Origin of the sequence: Fructilactobacillus fructivorans (assembly GCF_001434095.1) — a bacterium.
GTDB lineage: Bacteria > Bacillota > Bacilli > Lactobacillales > Lactobacillaceae > Fructilactobacillus > Fructilactobacillus fructivorans.
Genome location: NZ_AZDS01000002.1, coordinates 118479 through 139822, shown reverse-complemented (window position 1 = coordinate 139822; position 21344 = coordinate 118479). Strand labels below are relative to the sequence as shown.

The 21344-nt window shown below is 41.4% G+C and carries 20 protein-coding genes; 9 read left to right on the top strand and 11 right to left on the bottom strand.

Annotation, left to right across the window (positions count from 1 at the left end):
• Window positions 1-54 precede the first annotated feature (54 nt).
• Together FC73_RS02685 and FC73_RS02680 are read right to left on the bottom strand one after the other, a co-directional pair.
• A complete protein-coding gene (locus FC73_RS02685; RefSeq protein ID WP_010022310.1) occupies window positions 55-927 on the bottom strand; it encodes a glycosyltransferase family 8 protein in 873 nt (290 codons plus the stop codon).
• Entirely contained in the window at window positions 927-2162 is a 1236-nt protein-coding gene (locus FC73_RS02680) for an aminopeptidase (protein ID WP_010022307.1), read from the bottom strand. Before FC73_RS02680 ends, FC73_RS02685 begins: the two co-directional genes overlap by 1 nt.
• A 237-nt stretch (window positions 2163-2399) precedes the next feature.
• On the opposite strand from FC73_RS02680, the gene FC73_RS02675 reads away from it, so the two are divergent.
• Window positions 2400-3599 (top strand): MFS transporter, encoded by a 1200-nt coding sequence (locus FC73_RS02675; RefSeq protein WP_010022306.1) that lies wholly within the window; start codon window positions 2400-2402, stop codon window positions 3597-3599.
• Window positions 3600-3617: 18 nt separating this feature from the next.
• Window positions 3618-4259 (top strand): NAD(P)H-binding protein, encoded by a 642-nt coding sequence (locus tag FC73_RS02670; RefSeq protein WP_010022305.1) that lies wholly within the window; start codon window positions 3618-3620, stop codon window positions 4257-4259.
• A 336-nt stretch (window positions 4260-4595) separates the two neighbouring features.
• Here the strand turns inward: FC73_RS02670 and FC73_RS02665 are convergent, their stop codons facing one another.
• Together FC73_RS02665 and FC73_RS02660 are read right to left on the bottom strand one after the other, a co-directional pair.
• On the bottom strand, window positions 4596-5171 hold the full coding sequence (locus tag FC73_RS02665) for a hypothetical protein (RefSeq protein ID WP_040472327.1): 576 nt from the start codon (window positions 5169-5171) through the stop codon (window positions 4596-4598).
• A gap of 2 nt (window positions 5172-5173) precedes the next feature.
• On the bottom strand, window positions 5174-5674 hold the full coding sequence (locus FC73_RS02660; RefSeq protein WP_010022302.1) for a Panacea domain-containing protein: 501 nt from the start codon (window positions 5672-5674) through the stop codon (window positions 5174-5176).
• Window positions 5675-5870: 196 nt separating this feature from the next.
• On the opposite strand from FC73_RS02660, the gene FC73_RS02655 reads away from it, so the two are divergent.
• Window positions 5871-6398, top strand: a complete 528-nt coding sequence (locus FC73_RS02655) for a DUF308 domain-containing protein (RefSeq protein ID WP_010022300.1) — start codon at window positions 5871-5873, stop codon at window positions 6396-6398.
• Between the two features lie 66 nt (window positions 6399-6464).
• On the opposite strand, the gene FC73_RS02650 is transcribed toward FC73_RS02655, so the two are convergent.
• Window positions 6465-7313: a hypothetical protein gene (locus FC73_RS02650; protein WP_010022299.1), complete on the bottom strand. Its 849-nt coding sequence runs from the start codon at window positions 7311-7313 to the stop codon at window positions 6465-6467.
• Window positions 7314-7434: 121 nt separating this feature from the next.
• On the opposite strand from FC73_RS02650, the gene FC73_RS02645 reads away from it, so the two are divergent.
• Both FC73_RS02645 and FC73_RS07100 read left to right on the top strand, forming a co-directional pair.
• A complete protein-coding gene (locus FC73_RS02645; RefSeq protein ID WP_010022298.1) occupies window positions 7435-8010 on the top strand; it encodes a hypothetical protein in 576 nt (191 codons plus the stop codon).
• Between the two features lie 9 nt (window positions 8011-8019).
• The gene (locus tag FC73_RS07100) at window positions 8020-8142 is read left to right on the top strand and encodes a hypothetical protein (protein ID WP_010022297.1); all 123 of its coding nucleotides are present in this window, start codon (window positions 8020-8022) and stop codon (window positions 8140-8142) included.
• A 24-nt stretch (window positions 8143-8166) separates the two neighbouring features.
• Here the strand turns inward: FC73_RS07100 and arcA are convergent, their stop codons facing one another.
• Window positions 8167-9399 carry an arginine deiminase gene (gene arcA, locus FC73_RS02640; protein ID WP_010022296.1) on the bottom strand — a complete coding sequence of 411 codons (1233 nt, stop codon included), beginning with the start codon at window positions 9397-9399 and terminating at the stop codon, window positions 8167-8169.
• A gap of 29 nt (window positions 9400-9428) precedes the next feature.
• Window positions 9429-10370, bottom strand: coding sequence for a dihydroorotate oxidase (locus tag FC73_RS02635; protein WP_010022295.1), 942 nt, complete (start codon window positions 10368-10370; stop codon window positions 9429-9431).
• A gap of 383 nt (window positions 10371-10753) precedes the next feature.
• On the opposite strand from FC73_RS02635, the gene FC73_RS02630 reads away from it, so the two are divergent.
• Entirely contained in the window at window positions 10754-11698 is a 945-nt protein-coding gene (locus tag FC73_RS02630) for an aspartate carbamoyltransferase catalytic subunit (RefSeq protein WP_010022294.1), read from the top strand.
• Window positions 11699-11700: 2 nt separating this feature from the next.
• Complete coding sequence (locus FC73_RS02625) at window positions 11701-12978, top strand: dihydroorotase (RefSeq protein ID WP_010022293.1); 1278 nt, start codon at window positions 11701-11703, stop codon at window positions 12976-12978.
• A 46-nt stretch (window positions 12979-13024) separates the two neighbouring features.
• Here FC73_RS02625 and FC73_RS02620 read toward each other — a convergent pair whose 3' ends face one another.
• The gene (locus FC73_RS02620; protein ID WP_010022292.1) at window positions 13025-13534 is read right to left on the bottom strand and encodes a type 1 glutamine amidotransferase domain-containing protein; all 510 of its coding nucleotides are present in this window, start codon (window positions 13532-13534) and stop codon (window positions 13025-13027) included.
• 181 nt (window positions 13535-13715) lie between these two features.
• On the opposite strand from FC73_RS02620, the gene FC73_RS02615 reads away from it, so the two are divergent.
• On the top strand, window positions 13716-14345 hold the full coding sequence (locus FC73_RS02615) for a hypothetical protein (RefSeq protein ID WP_010022291.1): 630 nt from the start codon (window positions 13716-13718) through the stop codon (window positions 14343-14345).
• On the top strand, window positions 14338-15027 hold the full coding sequence (locus FC73_RS02610) for a hypothetical protein (RefSeq protein WP_010022288.1): 690 nt from the start codon (window positions 14338-14340) through the stop codon (window positions 15025-15027). The genes FC73_RS02615 and FC73_RS02610 overlap by 8 nt, the downstream gene beginning before the upstream one ends.
• Before the next feature lie 108 nt (window positions 15028-15135).
• Here the strand turns inward: FC73_RS02610 and FC73_RS02605 are convergent, their stop codons facing one another.
• The 3 genes from FC73_RS02605 to FC73_RS02595 all read right to left on the bottom strand — a co-directional run bounded on the left by FC73_RS02605 (window position 15136) and on the right by FC73_RS02595 (window position 21341).
• The gene (locus FC73_RS02605; protein ID WP_010022287.1) at window positions 15136-16254 is read right to left on the bottom strand and encodes an MFS transporter; all 1119 of its coding nucleotides are present in this window, start codon (window positions 16252-16254) and stop codon (window positions 15136-15138) included.
• A gap of 271 nt (window positions 16255-16525) precedes the next feature.
• Window positions 16526-17131: an LPXTG cell wall anchor domain-containing protein gene (locus FC73_RS02600; RefSeq protein ID WP_147299369.1), complete on the bottom strand. Its 606-nt coding sequence runs from the start codon at window positions 17129-17131 to the stop codon at window positions 16526-16528.
• 499 nt (window positions 17132-17630) lie between these two features.
• Window positions 17631-21341 (bottom strand): mucin-binding protein, encoded by a 3711-nt coding sequence (locus tag FC73_RS02595; protein ID WP_162250896.1) that lies wholly within the window; start codon window positions 21339-21341, stop codon window positions 17631-17633.
• Between the last annotated feature and the right edge of the window lie 3 nt (window positions 21342-21344).

The window sequence follows — 21344 nt, the reverse complement described above, 5'->3', positions numbered from 1 at the left end:
GCATCTCAGATAAAAATTCTGGGATGCTTTTTTTCGTATTTATGATTGAAGCTGCTAGTTCACATAATGAGCTAATTGATTCAGCAACTTATTCTGGTATTCATCATACAAACTTCGTAAGGGATGTAGATGACCGTTTCTTATTAACCAGGGCTTATCAAAATTAGTGTAGTGAATGATGACGGGTTGATTAAGTGCTTCCTGTTGCGATCTCCGTCCTGATTCAGTGCCACTCTTCCGATACTTCCCTTTTACCAGATTACTCTGAACGTTATACTTAGACGGCAGGGACTGCCAGTTCCCATTAAAGATGGCATTAAGAGCGTCTTGATCCTGAAAGCGCAGAATTTCAGGATGATCATTAGCGAGGTTTCGTGCCCTTTGCGAAATTCCCTGTTCCTTCCATTTCTTAGTGTCAATGAGGAGAAGTCCGGCATTAAAGTAACGGCCCGGTTTCTCACTTACACCCATCTCACGCAGCCGATCCAAGTAACCAGCATTTTCAACGGCGCCAACAACTTTACCACCAAGGTCAGTCTGCCATAGTCCAGTGATATCACCATCACAGATCATGTCAGCGTCAAGGTACAGAATTCGAGGTCGTTTAACCTCCTCGGGAATATCAATTCGGTAGTAAGTGTTTCGTTTGATCACACTGTTAGGAGCGTCCGTATTGGCCTGTTGATAGAGTTCTTCATGAGGATCTAAAAACTTTACCGAGTAACAATTTTCAAAGATTTTTTGCAGGCTCATCATCAATTTTTTATTAGACTGCTTCAGATGATCGTTTACGACAAAAAATTCAAAGTTAGTATGCGGGTTATTACATAAGAGTGACGTGTAATTAATGGCCAGTGGAAGGGCCATGTTGTTATCGGTGGTCGAGGCAATCGTAATTGGATCGCCCACACCGTTTAACTTTTTCACTAGGCCCAGTCTCCATTACGAAAGACCGGAACCACCGTGCCGTCAGCTTTCACACCGTCAATGTTCATGTCATCAGAGCCCATCATGAAGTCAACGTGTTCCTGACTGCTATTTAAGCCAGCCTGATCCAGCTCAACTGGACTCATTTCGGTTCCGCCAACCACACTAAACGGGTAGGCTGCGCCAAGGGCCATGTGGTCGCTCGCATTCTCGTCATACAAAGTGTTGTAGAAAATAATCCCAGACTGAGAAATCGGACTTGGATCAGGAACTAAAGAAACTTCCCCTAGAGATCGAACCCCAGGATCCGTCTGCAGCAAGTGATCCAGTGTTTTTTGTCCTTTTTTAGCAGTGGCTTTGACAACCTGACCATCTTTAAAGGTAAATTCCATGCCTTCAATGAGGGTTCCAGCATAGCTCAGCGGTTTCGTGGAAGTGACATGACCATTAATTCGGCGCTTGTCAGGAGCGGTAAAAACCTCTTCGGTTGGCATGTTTGGCATGAATGGAATACCGTCAGCACTAGTGCTGCCCGCACCAACCCACACATGGTTCTTAGGAAGTCCAACTTCCATGTCAGTCCGTGGTGAATGGTACTGGAGGGTGTCAAATTGTTGTTCGTTTAACCAGGCCGCTTTGCTTTCTAACTGGTCCTTGTGTTCCTTCCAAGCTTGAATCGGATCATCATTATCAACCCGTGCCGTCTTGAAAATTTCTCGCCATAACTTATCAACGGCTTCATCGTCAGATAAGTCAGGGAAAACTTGTTTAGCCCAAGCGGTATCAGCGGCACCAACAACCGTCCAAGTTAGATCGTTGTTCTGGGTAGCAACCCGCACCGCGTTAGTGGCTTTCCCCATGGCAGCAGAGTTTTTGGCGACTCGTTTCGGGTTGATCTTAGCAAAGGCTGCAGGATCTTCAGAAAGCACCGAGATTCGAGCAGCGTGTTTGTCTACAATATATTGGGATTCGTCGACTAAGTATTGAGGGACATTGGCTAGTCGCTCTTCACTAGCGTGTTCCAGAAATTGTTGGGAAACAAAGGTGTCATCCCACTTCACCATCACATCGGCGGCTCCAGCCTGATAAGCTTCTTTCACAATCATGTGGGCAAATTCCGGTTGTCGATCAGAAATGTACAAGACGACGGTTTGACCAGGTTGCACATTTACACCGACCTTCACAATTAATTCAGCATACTTTTTTAAATTGGCGTTTAATTCTTCCTTATTCATGTAACCACCCTTTCTTAGTTCGTTTTTCTTGTTGCGTCCATTTTATTAATTTTGATTTCTAATTACAATTAATAAGTATAATCCATTGAAATCAAAATTTAACTTACAGAAGGTTAGTGCCGCAAACTCGGCTTTTCCTCCTATTTGACTTCACAATCCCTGCCAAAAAAATTGGAGAGAGGGCGTCACGCCGTGCTAAAATGGAAGATATTACTTATCGAAAATGGAGGGATCGACGTGTCAAAAGCAGCCAAACGAGCAATTTTCATCCTGATTATTGCGAACTTTATCATATGTCTAGGGATGAGTCTGGTGATTCCAGTTGAGCCCTTTATTAAGAACGAATATCACCTAACAACCGCTCAAATGGGAACAATGACATCATTATATGCTTTAGCTCAGTTTATCGGTTCACCAATCGTCGGACGGGTTTCTGATAAAGTAGGTCGTGCACCAATTTTAGCTGGTGGATTAATACTGTATTCAGTATCAGAGGTAATGTTTGCTGCATCGAACACGCTCTTGCTGTTCGATGTTTCACGACTGATCGGCGGAATTTCCGCCGCCATGGTCGTTCCGACGTCAATGGCAATGGCCGCTGACCTCTCATCATCTGAACAGCGAGCCAAGGTAATTGGACTCCTCTCGGCGGCCTTCAGTGGTGGATTAATCATTGGACCCGGAATCGGAGGAGCCCTCGCCAAGTTTGGCTACAAAACGCCATTTTGGTTCGCGGGTGCCCTCGGGATCATCGCCGTCATCTTCTTCGTGGTGGGATTACCAAAACATATCAAACAAACTGGTAGTTCTAACGCAGTAATGGAGGAAGTTCACATCACCGAGAAAGGACTCAAATCCATCTTAAACGGTGCCATGGTCGCACTCTTTGCCATGATCTTAATTTCATCCTTTGGTCTGCAGGGATTTGAAAGTATCTATACGATCTACGTCAACCAGGTCTTTCACTTTACCCTGGATAACATCGCCATCGTGCTAATCATCAACGGAATGATCTCATTGGTTCTGCAGATGGTCTTCTTCGATTGGCTGGTGAGAATGCGCGGTGAACTGGGTCTAATTCGGGACTGTTTCATATTAAGTTCGATCTGCATCGTCTGGATTCTGTTCGCCCATACCAAGATTGAAGTCATCATCGCAACGCTAGTCGTATTCTGTGCGTTCGATGTATTGCGTCCAGCTATTACGACGTTATTAACCCGTTTTGGCAAAAACAACCAAGGATTAATTAACGGTCTTAACATGTCACTGACAAGCGTTGGTAATATCATCGGACCCATCTTTTCAGGAATTTTGATGGACATCAATCCACACTATCCTTACTCCATCGTAGCCATTATTTTACTGTTCTCTGCGTTCATAACATTTGTAGTTCGTTACGAAATGCGTCACACTAAGGGCGTCAAAAGTGATGAATAGAAACAGGAGGAAATGCATATGGCAAAGAAAGTCTTGATTCTAGGTGCTGCAGGCCAAATTCCTAGCATCGTAATCCCAAAGTTATTAAAGGAAACCGACGTCGACATGACGCTGTTAGCACGGAACGCTAAAAGTCGTTTGACCGCTAGTGATCCTAAACGTGAGACCATCGTTGATGGCGACATTAATGATACCAGTAAATTAACGGACGTTATGAAGGGACAAGACATCGTCTTTTCAGATGTCCCCCACGCTGAGGCAATGAGTTCTGTGATTAAGGCAATGGATCAGGCTGGCGTCAAACGCTTAATCGTAGCCGGATTGTTGGACGTTGACGATACGGTCGTTGGACCATTCAAGAAATGGAATAATGACATGATCGGAAGCGGCTATCCTGACACCAAGAAGGCCTATCAAGAACTACTTGATTCTGATGTCGACTACACTTATCTAAAGATGACGTGGCTTTACAACGACAAGAACAACGAGAACTACAAGATTATCCCTGCTGGTGAACCATTTAAGGGAACCCAAGTTACTCGGGAAGCAATCGCTAAGTTGATTGTCAGTATCATCGAAGATCCAAGCAAGTACCAACGTGAAGATATTGGGGTAGTTGAACCTGGTACGGAGAATCTTTCGAAGCCTTCATTTTATTAAAAAATTAAACATGTAAACGGAGTAATAACACGAAGCACCTCATAATTGTTACATTGAACAATTATGAGGTGCTTTTATGATCAAATATTTAAGTGTGATTTAAAGCTAAGACAATTTCAGGTATAAAAAACTTACACCAATTAAATGCGGAACTATATAAAATAATATAGAACTTCATTTAACCGATCATTCTGATATTCTAATAAGTATAATACCAACAATTATTGATACGATCGCAAAAAGAATTAACGTCACTGTTAGCCAATGTGTAAATTCATATTGGGTATCCAAATTTGTTATTTTTGAAACTCCAGTAAACAAAATAATTACAATTCCTTAAACTAAAAGAAATGATATGCCTGCTGATATCAAAGCCCCACCAATGGAAGATACATTCTGAATTTTCTCAAATGCATGAGAAACACTGGTAATCCCACCAAAAATTGCAAATGTTATGGCAGTGAATATCCCTAGGATAGTTATAAAATCAGTGTAAATACTCTCTTTCATTTTACTGATTTTATTAGATTGTTCCTTAATATTTTGTAATTCATCATTTGCCTTACTAGTTTTCTCATCAATAAAATCATCTTGAACTTTTGTTAATTCGATGTTTCTTATGGTAGATTCGATTAATTTTGAACATTTATTATTTGCAACCGTATCAAGAACTTGCTCAGCACGATTTACTAAATTATCTACTCTACCTTTATAATCAAATATTCTTTTAGCAATTATTTCATAAGGAACGTGAATTCCATTATCATTCATGGTTATCAATATTTTCTCTAACTTTTTTGTACGATCTTCTTCTAAAGCTTTACTTGAAAATATGAGATCACAATATTGATCACAAACCGTTGAATTAAAGTCATCTTTATTATTTACATTATCCTTTAAATTATTATCCATAATTAATCCCAAAACCGATTCTTTTTATTTAAGTAATATTCATAAGTATATTCTTGATTGTAATCTATATCACTTTTATCATTCCATTGAGGCTCTTCATGAGAATATTTAACTAACTCAAATGGGTTAAACCTTAATAATTTCTCAAGATATTTATTAATAAATTTTTTATCTTCAATATCCAACTCTAATTCTTTCTCATCATAGGGTTTATAATCTGCCGTTCCATCATTATGCAATATATATTCTTTAATATGTCGAATTGGTTTTACAATTGGTTCCGCCCCATTTGCAGAATAATCCCTATAAACAGAACGAATTACAGGACCATACATCCACTTTTCAAAATTACTATCAGTAATTAAAGGTCGTTTAGCGCATTTTAACAAATGAATTACGTTTAAAAAGCACATAATCTTCTGTAATTTCAAATTAGAAACAGGCTGACCAATCTTTTCGGACCTTTTAATAACATAATCAGCCACATTCATAGCTTTTGCCATTTTGATTCCCCTTAAACAATTATCATATCAGTAACATTCAATTGTCAATTAAAAATTATTTCAAAGCATAATCATGTCTCCCCTCATTCTTCTAAATAAGATACGTAGAGAATCCTACAATATGTTTTTTTACACTATTTCTTACCAATTACGTTATAATTAACACAGTAATAGCTTTAATAAAGGGAGCGTTTTTATGTTTAATGCAAAAGAAAAAAGTTTTGACGGATGGGCTTTAATCGCGGGAATCATCTTTATTGCCGCCGGCATCTTCGTCTTTGTAAAACCATTCGCAACTCTGCAAGCACTAGCGGTCATCCTAGGAGTCGTCGCACTCTGCATTGGTCTGTATCACTTGGTGCTTCACCGTCAGTTGCAAAAAAATCTTGACGTTTCAAGTTATCTAGTAATCTTTAACGGAATTATCGATATTATCATCGGTCTCTTCCTATTATTCAGTGAATCATTTGGCTTTTATCTAATCGCAATTGCCTTTGCCATCTGGTTCATCGTGGATTCTGGACTGAGTATTTACTCTGCCACAAAGGCCCAACAAAAATCACCCAAGCGTTACTACTGGTTGATTGTGACCGCTGGAATTATCGGGATCATCATTGGAATTATTCTATTGTTTACCCCATACTTTTCCAACGCCGTTGTCATTATCTTCATCGGAATCTACTTCATTATTGAAGGAATCAAATTGTTAATAATGGCATTTTAATTAATTAAACCAAAAATGGCTTCACGTACCTAAATACGTGAAGCCATTTTATTTTGCTATTTTAATTTAAACAAGGGAATTTCCCAGTAGTAGCATGATAAACACCATCACCAGATCAAGGTAAACAAAGCTGGTTACGACCTGCCACTTTCCCATCGTGTGACTGGCCCAGGCTGAGTTAACAATGATAAAGATCAGCTCGACGTAGATAATTAGGGCAATTAAGCCTCCGCCAACCATCATAAAGCCACCCATGATCGAATGAGGACCAAAGTGAAGATTAACGGGACCAAATTTTAACCAGAAAACCACAATCACCGATTGTATTACCAACAAGGCATTTAGGACTACGTTAATCCAGAACAACACACTATTCTTGATCAATAATGGCTCCAATTGTTTGTGCATCAAAAAGTACCCTAAAACCGTCAGAAGTATCATGGTCACCAGCGTAATGCCGATAATTTCTAGATTGGAACTGAGGGGTTGGGAATGGCTCTCGGTCACAATGTTGATCTTCTGCCCAATCCACGTGATGACGTTGTAACCCAAGATAAAAATCATCCAGTAGATCAACATCATCCAAAACTTCGGATACAAACGAATCGGGTGATAGATCATGAAAGCATAGACGGCCGTGAAAAACAGGACGGCGATTACAAAGTACGGCCGATCCATGACAGACGCCGCTACTCCACAGATTAGGGTTGAAGCAGCTAACCACGACCATTGCCTTCCCCATCCGTTCTTCTCGAAGAAAGCCATTGGCACGGCCATAAAAATGAAAATCAGGCCAATTTCGGCTGCCAGATGAAAGGCATCATAGTAGAGAAGGTCCAAAATGACAAACGCATATGCCACAAACTCCAGTGATAATGTTTTAAATTGATGCTTCTTGACAAGTTTTTTTAGCATGTACTACCTCTTTATTAGTTTTTATTATCTGTATTTTACACCCATTTTAGCTGGTTTTTCTAAATGTTTGTACTATCATGAGCGTTTCGGTATGATGAATTTGAGCCCAGGAGGTGAGAACATGGAAGACATTGATATTGATGAACTAAAACCCACCACCATGGTGGAATACTTTGAAAATGAACGCAAAAGCAAATTCGACGTTGGCTACGTTTTAAAGCACAACGACCAGTACGCGTTGATGAGAACCATTGACACAGAAGGCCGGCTCGATAACTACGAGTTAATCGATTTAACCAAGGAAGTTCCCGTCTTTAACACGGGAACCCCTTACCTGAAACAAATGATTGAATATCGCACACTTGCAACCGAATATGGGCTCAAAGACACACCACAAATTAAAATCATCGAAGATCTTCCCTTTAAAGAACCACTTCAAGAAGTCCTCGATTATCTTTCACAAAGTGAAGTCAATTTTGAAGTTGTCACGATTAACAAGAAAAATAAGAAAAAGGATCGCATTGGCTCCATGAAACATCGAAAGCCAGGTCAATTTTCGTTGATCTCACGAGCCGTTGACGATCCGTTTGACCCCATCTTAAATGAGGAACACAAGATCAAACTCAAAAAGATTGAGATTGTGTGTTTTAATTCATGGGAGCTCATCCTTTTGACTGATCTAATCAAAAATGATTAGGAGGAAATTATGCCCAAGTCAACAAAAATTATAATTGGGATTGCTGTTGTACTTGTAATTGTACTACTCGTCTGCATGGCGTTAGTACTGTTAATTCCCGGTCCAATTGGTGAAATTTCAAACGCAATTTAAGGTTCAAACTTAAAAAAGTGATTTTTAATTATTTAATGGTTCCCTCACGATGGGTTGTGACATGCAGCGCGCACCGCCTCGCCCACGGGACAATTCAGATGAGAAAATCTCGTGAACCTTGATGCCATGTTCCCTCATGACCTTGATGGAAACGTAGTTCCGGTCGTAGGTAACTACCTCGCCGGGCGCAATGGCCAAGTTATTTGAGCCATCGTTCCATTGTTCTCGCGGGGCGGCCACCGGATCGCCGTTCCCGGTCTCCATCAGATCAATTTCAGAAAGTCCCAGAACCTCCTTTAAGGTAGCGGGAAGACTGGTCCGATGTTCCATTTTAATGGTGTGGTCATTTCCCGGATGCAGGATGTTAATGTTCATCTTGCCACCATGCATAATCCCCGGGAAAACCGTGAACTGGTCGTAGTTCACCATGGTAAAGACCGTATCCAAATGCATCATTGCGTGGTTATGTGGAATCTCAACCGCCACGATAGTGTCAAAATGAGAGTCGGAATCATCAAATAGCCTATGAGCTAACTTTTCAATGGAGCGGGTTGAGGTTCTTTGTGAGCAACCGATGGCAACCACGTGGTCGTTTAAAACCAGTTCATCCCCACCCTCAATCCGAGCGTCATTATAGCGATCAAGCCACACGTCAATTTTTCCAGCAAAACGGGGATGGTACTTCATCACGTACTCGGTAATCAGCGATTCTGGACGTCGGGCCTCAAAGGTCATCCGGTTGATCGTCAAACCCGATCCCATGGACGCCTGCGGATCCCGCGTAAAGTACGCATTCGGTAACGGATCCAACAAGAATGGCGTTTCCGCATCTGGTCCTGCGACTTCGTGTAAACTTGGATGTTCAAAGTGAATCTTATCACGTCTCAGGCCAGCGTAAATCGTAGAAACGAGTTCGTGAATCGAGAGGGTCTCGAAGTATTTCTTGATGTCTTCCGCCGATTTACCGGTGTAGTAGTGTTCGGCCAAATAGGTGGTTAGAAAGTCGTCTCGAACTTCGTCATCCTGTAAAACGTCCTCCAACAAATCCTCAATGTAGACCGTCTCCACTCCTTGATCACGCAGAAGATGCGCGAAGTAGTCGTGCTCTTCGTCAGCAATCTTTTGAAACGGAACGTCGTCAAACAGCATGCGCTTCATCGTGGCTGGTGTGATGTTCTCAATTTCTTTTCCGGGTCTGTGCAACAATACCGATTTCAATCGGCCAATCTCTGAGTTTACTTCAATCGCAGATTTCATAGTACCTTCCCCTTCAAGTGACGCTGTTGTTAGTCTTGATTGTCCCTAAGTTTACCACGAAAATCAGATAATTGGTGATATCCTTTGTGAATCATTAAGTTTGTTAGTTCGAAATCTAACCGCGCAAAAATATCGGGTCCTTCCCTTTGAAGTGCTGTCCCCACTTCCACAATGTCAGCACCACACAAAATAAGTTCAAAGGCATCCTTTCCAGTGCTAACACCACCGGTTCCGATGATTTTAATGTCAGGATTCAATCGTTGTCGAAATGCCCGCACGTTGGCCAAAGCAATCGGCTTCACGTAAGTACCACCGATGCCGCCAAAACCACCCTTGGGTTTGATGACAGCGGACTCGGTATCAACGTCAACCACGAGGCCGTTGCCAACGCTGTTAATCGTGTTGATGTAGGTCAAAGGATACTGGTTTAAAATCTCGCTGACGGCGTCGTACTGCTGCAGGTCGAAGTATGGCGGAAGTTTTAATCCAAGTGGCTTGGTATAAAAACTGAAAACCGCTTTCATGGCAGCCGCAATCGCCGCAAAGTCGTAACCGATTTGCGGTTTACCAACCACATTGGGACACGATAAATTCAGCTCACAGAGGCCGTTAAAATCACTTTTTTGGATCTCCTTTAAAGCCGCAATGTTATCACCAAGGGATGTTCCCGAGATGGAAAGGCCGATTGGTTTATCAATCTGGTTATGCTCGATGTAATCGAGATAGTATGTAAGGCCCTGATTCGGCAGTCCCATGGAGTTGATACTGCCAAGCTCTGTATTCGCGTACCGTGGCTTGGGATTGCCCGTCCGCGGTTTCAAGGTAGCGCTCTTGGTGGTGACCCCACCGGCTTCGGAGTTTAAAATTTGGTTCATTTCTTGAGCCGTTTCATCAAAGACACCCGCCGCGTTGACAAAGGGATGTTCAAACGTTTCGTTGCCAATCCGTGCCGAAATCGAAATATGATTCATGGTCGATAACTCCTTTGGTATAAAAAAGCCACAACTACGACTAGGGCATTCAGAGAAGTTCCCATAAGTCATAACTGTGGCTGCGATTTATTTAGTTAAGATAGATAATCTTTTGGCTTCTCTGAACCAATTAAAGATTAATTGTTATTATCATAACGGGATGGGACCGTCGTTGTCAACTAAGACACCTTACCTCCAAATTGCAGTTGACTTTCAGCATTAATTTAGTTAGAGTGTTTATCAATAAATAGAGGCTACTTTAATCCGATCCAGAGAGATGGGGAAGTTAACTGGGATGTCAAGAAATGGGCGTACTACGTTAATTGGTAGTAGGCCCTTTATTTATGCGCTGAATCGAACGAATCGAAATCAAGGAGGATAAAATGACAGATTCTTACAAGCATGACCTAGTGACGGTAGCCGACATGGACGAAGATCAGGTCCTACATAAAATCAAACTAGCCCAATTATTTCAACGCGGAAAGAACGTTAACCTTAATCGTCCCACCTACGCGATGAACCTCTTCTTTGAAAATAGCACCCGAACCCACACCAGCTTTGAAATGGCAGAACGCCGCCTCGGAATCCAAGTCCTGCAGTTTAACGCCGGTTCCAGTTCGATCACCAAGGGTGAAACTCTGGCCGACACAATCAAGACCCTACAGGCGATTGGCGTTGACATCGCGGTTATTCGCCATCCCGAAAACGAGTACTACCAAAAATTACTGGATGAAAATCTAAAAATTAGCGTTGTAAACGGTGGCGACGGTAGTGGCCAACATCCATCCCAATCACTACTAGACATGATGACGATCTATCAGGAATTCGGCACCTTCAGGGATTTAAACGTTGGGATCATTGGCGATCTAAACCACTCTCGGGTTGCTCGCTCCAACATGGAACTCCTAACTAAACTAGGTGCGCACGTCTCATTTGCCGGTCCTGACCAGTGGTACGATCAAAAGTTTGAAGATTATGGTCAACGTTTAACGGTTGATGAGCTTGCCAAAAACTCTGACATTGTGATGTTACTAAGGGTACAGAAGGAACGTCTCGGACAGGAACTCGCGGATTTTGACGCCGCCAGTTACCACGAACAGTTTGGGCTGACCAAGGATCGTTACCACACCATGAAGGACCACGCGATCATCATGCACCCAGCTCCGGTAAATCGTGGGATTGAGATTGATTCTGACCTCGTTGAGGCCGACAAGTCCCGCATCTTCAAACAGATGACGAACGGGATGTACATGCGGATGGCCATTTTAACCGACGTATTGGTCAACAAGGGCATCGTGAACAAGGCCGAGATTGAGGGAATTGACTAACCATGAAAACTCTAATTCAAGGCGGAATGATTTTTCAGAATTCTGAATTTCAAACTCGTGACATCCTATTAGACGATGGTATCATCGCCCAAATTGGCCCTCACATTGACCCAACTCAAGCTGATCAAATCATCGCTGTCAGTGGTCAAACCGTGCTACCCGGATTAGTGGACGTCCACGTTCACTTCAGAGACCCTGGTCAGACTGACAAAGAAACCGTGAAAACCGGAAGTGAAGCGTCCGCCCACGGCGGCTATACCACCGTTTGCGCCATGCCGAATGTTACGCCGGTGCCCAACACTCCTGACAAGTTAAGGCAGATGATTAATTACAATGATGAACAGGGTGTGATAAGTGTGAAACAGTTCGCTCCGGTGACCTACGACGAGCACGGAGACCAGTTGGTCGACTTTGATGGGATGAAGAAAGCTGGAGCGGTCGCTTTTAGTAACGATGGCGTTGGCATTCAAACCGCCAAAACCATGTACGACGCCATGACGTCCATCGCAAAAACCGGTCTCCCACTTGCGGCACACGTCGAAGATCACGCGTTAATGAACGGGGGCGTGATGAATGAGGGCTCGGCATCAAACAAGCTCGGACTTAAGGGAGCTCCAGAAGTAGCCGAGACCAGCCAACTTGCTCGTGATCTTGAATTGGCTCGGGTAACGGGCGTTCACTACCACGTCTGTCACGTATCGACGGCCAGAAGCGTTGAACTGATTCGGCGCGCCAAGGCGGACGGTGTGAACGTCACCGCTGAAGTAACGCCCCATCACCTCCTGCTAGACGACTCAATGATCCAAGCTGACGATCCCATGTATAAAATGAATCCACCCCTGCGGACCAGAAAAGATCGTGAGGCACTACTAGCTGGCTTACTCGACGGCACCATTGACATGATTGCGACCGATCACGCTCCACACACCAGTGCTGATAAGGGACACTCCTTTAACGACGCGGCCTTCGGAATCACTGGGATTGAGACAGCGTTTCCACTTCTTTACACTCAATTAGTGAAGACTAAGAAAGTGACCCTTTCCCAATTGTTGAAGTGGATGAGTAGTGCTCCGACCGCTAAATTCAACCTATCAAACGAAAATGAAATTAAAATCGGCAATCACGCTAACTTTTCCATCTGGGATTTGAACGCGCCCCACCAGATTGCCACTAAAGACATGAAATCAAAGGGCCATAACTCACCCTTTCTTGGTGACCAAGTTGACGCCCAAAATTTAATGACCTTTGCGAATGGTAAATTGATTTATCAAGACCAATAAAAAATGCTTCACGTAATTAAATACGTGAAGCATTTTTACTATCTTTTTATTGAATCAAATCTTCCACAATGGCAGCGTTGAACTGATCCAAATCATCTGGAGTTCGACTCGTGATCAAATTATGATCTTTTACTACTGGTTCATCTTTTACGATTGCACCAGCATAGTAAATATCAGTTTGAACCGTCTTGTAAGCGGTCATGGTGCGACCCTTAACGAGTCCAGTTTGCATGAACAATTGGGGACCGTGACAGATCGCAAACGTTGGCTTGTCAGATAACAAGAAACTTCTAGCAAACTTTACAAACCGTGGATCACCTCTTAGTTGATCGGGTGAAAAGCCACCGGGAACTAACAAGGCATCAAAGTTTTCAGGCATTACGTCGGCAATGCCTGCGTCAACCTTGGTCTTATGACCATGTTTACCGGTAATTTCTTCGCCAGCCTTTTGATCGATGATCGTAATATCATGACCAGCCTTCTTTAGGGCATCAACTGGTGAAGTTAGTTCAACATCTTCAACGTCATTTGTTACTAATACAGCTACTTTAGCCATTTTTAATCACTCCTTTACTAATTACAACTTAACATCGAACGGAACCACAGGGAAACCATTCTGCTTAAGAATTTCATCACAATTTGGTGGTCAATTAAACTTAATGGAATTTTGATTTACACCCCAACATAAAAGCCGTTATAATTAAAATAACTACATTTACCAGAATTCGAGGAAAACTATGAACAATCAAAAACGGGACTTCCACCTTATCGCTGTCACGGTTGCTGCCTGCACCATCGTCGTGCTGGCAATTCTATTAGGGTGTCTCTTGGTCTCAACTCATCACGCCAAGGTCCAGAACCAACAACTCATGACTAAGATTAAGACGGTCAAACAGGAAACCAATACGTTAAACGCCAATAAAACCGCGCAAAAGATTCAGAAACAGCACCAAACCGGTGTCAACATCACTGCCATTCAGAAGAGTAATGATCAGATTTATGAAAAAGCCATGAAGATGGGATACACGGCAAAGTCGAGCAAGCAACGCCAAGCTGCTAGTCAACAAATGAAGAAAAACCATTTTGATCCGACCTTAATTAAAATGATTCTAAGTAAGAAGGGGAAAAACAAGCAATACGCTAATCGAAAAATTGGGGATATTTCCGTTAATAACGCCCGCTACGATAACCAGTCCCAGTCTTACAACGCCATGATTACCATTACCTTCGCTTCCAAAAAGAAGCAAAAATCCAACGTCTTAAACTACGTGGTCAATTATAGCGTTAAGAAGAACAAGACCACGCTCGTTGGCCAATCATTTACCAACTCGTTTGTTGCGTTAGGAGGTCAGGAAATCAATGGCTAAAAACAAAAGGTTCCACCTCAGTCGGAACGTCAGCGTGCTCGCCATCATGTTCATCATCATTGTTGTTATGCTGCTCGCCATTTTCACCTTGATGATCCATAACGATACCATCAACACTCAGGTCAATACTAATCAAGCAACGCTAGCGGCCGACCAGAAAACGTACAATCAACGTTTTAATTCACTAAATAAGAACTACAAGGACCGCCTTCTCAACACTGATAACGAAAAGGCTGGCAGTATTCTTCAAAATCAGAAGAGTGCGGACACGACGTATAAGAATCTCAACGAATTCTTCCAGATCTTTTACACCTACGACAATGACGAACAATTTCTCGCTCGTCCCAAAGTCTTAAGAGAAGCGGGATTGATTAGTCCCAGTTATGCCGACAACCAAAAGGTCTTTGGCAAACAGGGAAATCGGAAAACCAAGGACAAGGTTAAGAGTATGGGAATCCAGAGTAAGTTGGTTGGCTTCCAGATGTACGATAACCCGAACAGTCCTGCCACCATTAAGAAGGTGCGCGTCATCGTAACGTACGCCACGAAGTACAATCAAAACGGTGGCGACAACGTCGACAAAATGGGGGACGTTCTCTACAACACCAAGACCAACCAGGTCATGAGCTACCAACCAATTGTGACCGTGGGTCATTCGTTAGTAACCAAGTGGGATCAATAAAAAACAACCTTCAGAAAATTCTGAAGGTTATTTTTTTGCCCTAATTTAGATTTTGGTGGAAAATTTCACGTATTTTTTTTGCAGTTATTTACTTCTTCTAAAAGGAAGTTATTTCGTTTTTTCGTGTTGTTTTCTTCCTAGTATTAATGGCATCAATATGAAAAATGGAATTAAGTATGTACTACTTAAAAAGAAAATATTATTAATAGGAAAATTTAAAAATGGACTAATAAATATCTGTGAAATACCAACTCCAATATACGACATCAGTCCTACTATTCCATATCCATTATTCCTTGAAGTTGGATTCTTTATTTTTGACATTATTGAATAATATATTCTAAAAATTGATCCATATAAATATCCAAATAAAATACCACTAATATATGATAATATGCTTTGGTGACTATAAGAAATAATTGCCATACTAATAATCATTCCTAAAGATATAATGCTTAAAGATTTCCAATTTGAATTCAAAAAGTGTGATCCCTGAGCTATTGAATAAAAAAGCCAAAATAAGAAATAGTAAATACCTACTGATAAATGAATATGGCTAAAATAAATTGGTAAATAACTTATTATTGTTCCATAAGAAATGGAAATTGCAGTTAAAAACAAAAGTAGAACTAACAATCTTAAAGATATAAATTTAAATGGTGCACTATCTGTATAAACATTCTCAGTGATGTTAATTTTCTTGTTAGATATTACTTTTATAATTAATAATAATAAAGATATTGCCAAAACTACCCAACTCAAAAGTAGAAGTTTAGTAGACGTATGATAAATTAATTCTGCAATCATTGGTCCGATCGCAGATGATACCGCCGTGGTTATATTGTATAAACCGATATTTTTTTCATTTGTTTTAACATTTTGCGTGTTGGTTATAAGATTTAATATTATAGGTGGAATTAATCCAATTCCTATTCCTAATGATATAGATCCAATATAATAAAGCAGAAAGCTTTTAAAGAAGAACAAAAAAATTACATAAGTTGTACAAAAAGATATAGTTCCAAGTAAAAGCCTTAATTTTATTTTTCCCACAGAATGCCATACAGAAAATCTTACAATTAATACACTTATTGTAAAAACAAGTAATATTTTCCCTACATCCGAATAAGAGTTTGTTAACGAAAAAATAAATAATGGCAATAAAGTGGTTAACATCATAAAAAGTAAATCAACCAAGAAATTTGAACATAATAATATTTTGTTCATGTCAGTTCTCCAATTAATCAAATTCCATATTCTTTATGACTTCCAGTTTCTTTCAAAATCATAAGTGAATAATCCGCTTAAAATTGACGCTTTTTTAAATTTGTGTGATTATAGCACCTATTTTTTTACCAGTAAATTAAGTAATCTTTAACAAGTTGTTCTAAGATTATAGATAGTGTTATTTTATTGTTCAACTTATTTAAGTAATTTTTCACAAATAAAAGCCACTATCATAAGGTAGTGGTTTTCGTAACGATTAATTTAATTGCGGTTATTTAATACGATGTTCTAAATCATGAAGAACTAGAGCGGCAGCAGATGCAATAAAGCCCAGTCCCATCAACTCTAAGATGACTGAATTCTTTTCACCAGTTTGTGGCAAAATTTTCTTGCTCTTCTTAATGTTACTTTGTGGTGAATTTGTCACTTTGTGAATGGCTCGCTTACTCTGCGGTTCAGAAATCATCTGATTAGAGGACTTCTTAGTAACCGCAACTTCTTTGTGGCCATTTGGAGTGGGCGCAACTGAAGTACCACCATTGTTAGTTAGAAATTTTGGCTTAGCAGCCATCTTTGGCGTCTCTGGAACGTTTTGTCCGTTATTACTTGGAACAATGGAAAATCCACCATTATTTGACGGTTGCTTTGGTGTTACAGGTTGCTTAGGAGCAACTGGAGTACCGCCATTGTAATTTGGTGTAATTGAATGGTTACCATTGTTACTTGAATTATCTGCCTCATTCACCACTGCATGTTGATTATTAGCTTGTTCATTTTGCTTCTGGTAAGCATTTGCAGCTTGATCTTGTTCAGTTTTTACTTGATTAGTTTGGTTAGTCATTTGATTTGTGTCATTTTGGTTTGATTCAGTAGTCATATCCAACTTACTTTGACCTTCCGCTTAAAATGGTGTTTATATATTCACAATTAACATTGTAAACATGATAACGGCAGCGTTCAACCCATGAACATTCTTCACAATTTGTGGAAATCATACTAATAAAGAGGTTTTATAAAATAATAATTAATATGTTAAAAGACTGGAAAAAGTCTAGTTTCACATGACCCTTATCGAATTTTCGATATTGGGATTTCAATCTAAAAAAACTAATCATTTTATATCCTAATCTCGCGGCAATTAGACTGGATATATTAAAAGAGCAGTTCTAAATTAATTAATTAAGTCTAGTAGCATGTACTTTACTCTATTGCCTGCAATTAACCTATCCTTAACCGTTTCCGCCCGTTTTAAGTAAGTAAAATTCACAAAATATTTTTTCAAAAATTTTTTATTTTCACGAAAATCAGCACAAAAAAGACCAACATCGACTTATTCGACATTGGTCATTTTAGATGATTTTATTCAATTTAACTGTTTATTGCGACTTTTTTCGTCTTTTAATCCAATGACCTAATCCGAGCATTCCAGCAAGAGCCAATAGGAGTCCTCCGACTGCGACTAAAATAGAGTGACTTCTTTCACCAGTCTGTGGAAGCTGATTCTTTTTACTGGTTTTTGCCTGATTGGAATTTACAACCGTTCCCTTTGGTCTTGGCTGTTGCGTCGATTCAGCGGGAATCCTTGGGGCACTTTCACTAGGCTGCTGTTCATTAGTAGATGATTCCGTTGACGGCTTGGAATTTTCCCCTGGTTTCATGCTATTAGAAGAACTTGAATTTGAATTTTCTCCAGATGTCACATCCTGATTGTTTCCATTCTCGTTAGAAGTGGACCTATTACTATTGGAGTTCTGATTCTCACCTGAATTTGATTCATTCCCACCGTTACCACCATTTTGATGATCAGGGGTCGATGGATGTGATCCGTTTTCATTGGGCGTTGGCTTGGTTGCTTCGGGTTCATTCTTAGAGTAAACGACGTTTTCAACGTTATCCTCATTAGGTACCAAAGTGCCACTTACCCGTTGCTTATCAGGCGTCATGTTGGCGATTGTCGGTGACGTAATCTCATAGTGGTTGTCATTACTGGTCCAGCCGTTCCACTCGATCTTCCCCGTTCTTAAATCTTTGGTTCCGGTTCGGGTGAAGTGAGCGGTTACCGTCTTACTTGGAGCAACTTCTTTGCCGTCAGAATCGACATAATTAATGGTCGTCTGACCAGTTGTTTGATCAGTGACCTGTTCCGTGTTGTTTGAATAAACCACATCTTCGGTCTCATTTTCATCGGGCGTCAACGTCCCACTTACCTGCTGCTTATCTGGAGTCATGTTATCAACTACTGGAACAGTAATCTGATAATGGTTGTCATTGCTGGTCCAATCATTCCATGTGACATTACCAGTTCGCATGTTCTTAGTTCCAGTCCGCGTAAAGTGGGCGATGACCGTCTTACTTGGAGCGACTTCATTACCGTCATGATCGACATAATTAATGGTTTTCTGACCAGTCGTTTCATCATTAACCTGTTCCGTGTTATCGGTGTAAACCACGTTTTCCGAATCATTTTCGTTCATTGTGATCGTTCCGCTAACCTGACTCTTATCGGGGGTCATGTTATCAATTTCTGGAGAGGCAACGTCGTAATGCGTATCATCACTAGTCCAATCACCCCAGGTAATGTCACCCGTCTTAACGTCTCTAGTACCGGTTCGCGTAAAATGAGCCGTGATTGTTTTACTTGAAGCAACCTTATTGCCATCTTGATCAACGTAACGAATCTTCTTTTGACCGGTTGCTTGATCAGAGACCTGCTCCGTGTTATTAGAGTAAACCACTGTCACTGAATTATTTTCATCAGGAAGAACATTACCACTAACGTGAATCATATTTGGTGTCATATCGGCAATTGTTGGAGAAGTAATGTTATAACCACTATCATCGCTATCCCAGTCACCCCAAGATACGTCGTTCGTTAAGGGGTCCCGTTTACCGGTTCGCGTGAAATGAGCCTTAATCTCCCTATCAGGAGCCACTTCCTTGCCATTTTGATCAACATAATGAATGGTAGTAGTGCCCGTCGTTGAATCAGTCACATCTTGGCTCACATAAACCGTCACACTAATTGACTTATAACTCGTCAATCCAAGAGAGTTGGTCGTCTGATAAGTCACGGTATAAGTTCCAGCTTGATGATTAATGATCGCGTTTCTTAGAGCGGCATCATCAGAGACCTTAATTGCGTCCTTGTTAGCTCCGTCCTGCACATCATTCACGCTCGTCCCATCTAATAAATAGTGGTCGAGGTTATTAATATCAAAGGTGTCGGCATTCAGGGACTTATCACTGGCCGAAATGGTCGGGAAGAAGCCGTGTTCATTGTTAATTTGATAAGCGAGATTCATATCAATACTGTTGTTTGAATTAGTGCCCTGATCATCATGGTAGCCGAAGTTAACCGCATACTTACCGCTGACATCGGGTGCGACGAAGTTACCTGTAAATTGGAGGTACTGGATTCCAACTCCATTGGGAAAAATCAATGACAATCGGGCGTCATTGGAATTGATTTGGTCCATTTGCACCTGAATTCCAGGTAAAACTTGTTTCAACTGGTCTAACGTAATCCATTGACCAGCGTAATCACCAGCCCACGATACCGAGTACGGCAGACCAGCACGTGGGATGCCGAAACGTAGACCACTTAGATCAAAGGAAGCTCCATTTCCCTTGATGTCGACGGTCCAGGTTCTGTTAGTCAAATTATTGAGGTTTCCATCTGGATCAGCATTGGGATACAAAACATTGGTAAAGCTGGGATGATCACCCCGTGTGGGATCAAACATCGCAGTTCCATTACTCTCTGCAATTGGATTATTAGCGGTCGAGCCGTCATATGAAGTAACCCCGGCATACTCATTTCCACCTAATCCGGCTCTTAATCCAGGGGCTTGAACTCGGCCAGGTGAGGGAATGTTAGAGGAAGCCACGTAACCATAATAGAATTGATCTAGTGGATAAGTCACGTTTTCTTGCTGAAATTCAGAGGAGAAATTAACCCCTGCCAGTTGCACACTGGGATCAGATTGAAACGGAACGTTCAAAGTAAAGGAAAACATCCCGGTTGTTAAACGAATCGTCTTATCAAAAACGTAGTAAGCCTGTCCACCATTAGCGTTCACCTCTAAGTGACCATAGTCAGTGCCACCGGTCATAGAAACCCGATTCCAATTAATAACCTTCTTCATCAAAGCGTCACTACCAGCGTCTGAACTATTCGCAATGTTAAAAACGATCCGGTCACCGGGATTAATCGTGACGTCAGCATCATTAACCGCAACATGATTGCTGATGACCATGGTTCCAAACTGGTTAAAATTGTTGCTAGATGGGGCACTAATTTGGTCACTCGTAATGGAAAGTCCCTTTGGTAAGCTATTATTAGAATCTTCACTAGCTAGTTTGGTATTGTTAGTTGCCTGTTTTTGTCCTTGATCTGGTTGGTCAGTAGGCTGCTTTTGATCAGATGAATCAGTCTGTTCCTTCGGCTTGGTCTGATCTGGTTGCGAGTTGACGTCGGTCTGATGAGTCGATTGATCATCCTTTTTAGCCGTCTCGGACTGCTTTTCATCAGATGCCTGTTGCTTTTGGGTATTCTGATTAGAACGACTTGCGTCATCTACCTGCGAATCGGTTGGTTGAGCTTGATGATTTTCATCATTAGCTGATTGATGATTAGCTTGGTCGGATTGCGCATTCTTATCCTTGGCCTGATCCGCACTTGAAGTCTGAGTGGACGGTTGTTGGGTCTGATGATCTGATTGATCAGTCTGATTCTTTGGTTCCGCCTGCGATTCTGATTGTGATTTCGAGGTTGGTTGGGTTGCCTGATCAGCCGCTTTAGACGAATCATCTGATTGATCCTGGTCGTGATGATCAGTTTGGCTAGTACTACTGGTAGCCGAAGCATCTTGAGATTGGTCTCCGGTAGAATCCGCTGACTGATTTGAATTTGATCCAGTCGTTTCTTGGGTCTTTTCACCCGCTGCAGCGTTCGACGCACTCGATGGAACCGTCGTATCAGCGCTCGCCCCAATGGTTAATCCGCCAATGGTAAATGAGGTGACGATGGCTGCCACCATCCACTTCTTCCCAGCTTTATACATCTTAAAACGTTTCTTTGAATCCATGTA

Coding starts and splice junctions, on each gene's coding strand:
- FC73_RS02680 (WP_010022307.1), bottom strand. CDS start 2,162: ATGAATAAGGAAGAATTAAACGCCAATTTAAAAAAGTATGCTGAATTA.
- FC73_RS02670 (WP_010022305.1), top strand. CDS start 3,618: ATGGCAAAGAAAGTCTTGATTCTAGGTGCTGCAGGCCAAATTCCTAGC.
- FC73_RS02665 (WP_040472327.1), bottom strand. CDS start 5,171: ATGGATAATAATTTAAAGGATAATGTAAATAATAAAGATGACTTTAAT.
- FC73_RS02660 (WP_010022302.1), bottom strand. CDS start 5,674: ATGGCAAAAGCTATGAATGTGGCTGATTATGTTATTAAAAGGTCCGAA.
- FC73_RS02655 (WP_010022300.1), top strand. CDS start 5,871: ATGTTTAATGCAAAAGAAAAAAGTTTTGACGGATGGGCTTTAATCGCG.
- FC73_RS02650 (WP_010022299.1), bottom strand. CDS start 7,313: ATGCTAAAAAAACTTGTCAAGAAGCATCAATTTAAAACATTATCACTG.
- FC73_RS02645 (WP_010022298.1), top strand. CDS start 7,435: ATGGAAGACATTGATATTGATGAACTAAAACCCACCACCATGGTGGAA.
- FC73_RS07100 (WP_010022297.1), top strand. CDS start 8,020: ATGCCCAAGTCAACAAAAATTATAATTGGGATTGCTGTTGTACTTGTA.
- arcA (WP_010022296.1), bottom strand. CDS start 9,399: ATGAAATCTGCGATTGAAGTAAACTCAGAGATTGGCCGATTGAAATCG.
- FC73_RS02635 (WP_010022295.1), bottom strand. CDS start 10,370: ATGAATCATATTTCGATTTCGGCACGGATTGGCAACGAAACGTTTGAA.
- FC73_RS02630 (WP_010022294.1), top strand. CDS start 10,754: ATGACAGATTCTTACAAGCATGACCTAGTGACGGTAGCCGACATGGAC.
- FC73_RS02625 (WP_010022293.1), top strand. CDS start 11,701: ATGAAAACTCTAATTCAAGGCGGAATGATTTTTCAGAATTCTGAATTT.
- FC73_RS02620 (WP_010022292.1), bottom strand. CDS start 13,534: ATGGCTAAAGTAGCTGTATTAGTAACAAATGACGTTGAAGATGTTGAA.
- FC73_RS02615 (WP_010022291.1), top strand. CDS start 13,716: ATGAACAATCAAAAACGGGACTTCCACCTTATCGCTGTCACGGTTGCT.
- FC73_RS02610 (WP_010022288.1), top strand. CDS start 14,338: ATGGCTAAAAACAAAAGGTTCCACCTCAGTCGGAACGTCAGCGTGCTC.
- FC73_RS02605 (WP_010022287.1), bottom strand. CDS start 16,254: ATGAACAAAATATTATTATGTTCAAATTTCTTGGTTGATTTACTTTTT.
- FC73_RS02600 (WP_147299369.1), bottom strand. CDS start 17,131: ATGACTACTGAATCAAACCAAAATGACACAAATCAAATGACTAACCAA.
- FC73_RS02595 (WP_162250896.1), bottom strand. CDS start 21,341: ATGGATTCAAAGAAACGTTTTAAGATGTATAAAGCTGGGAAGAAGTGG.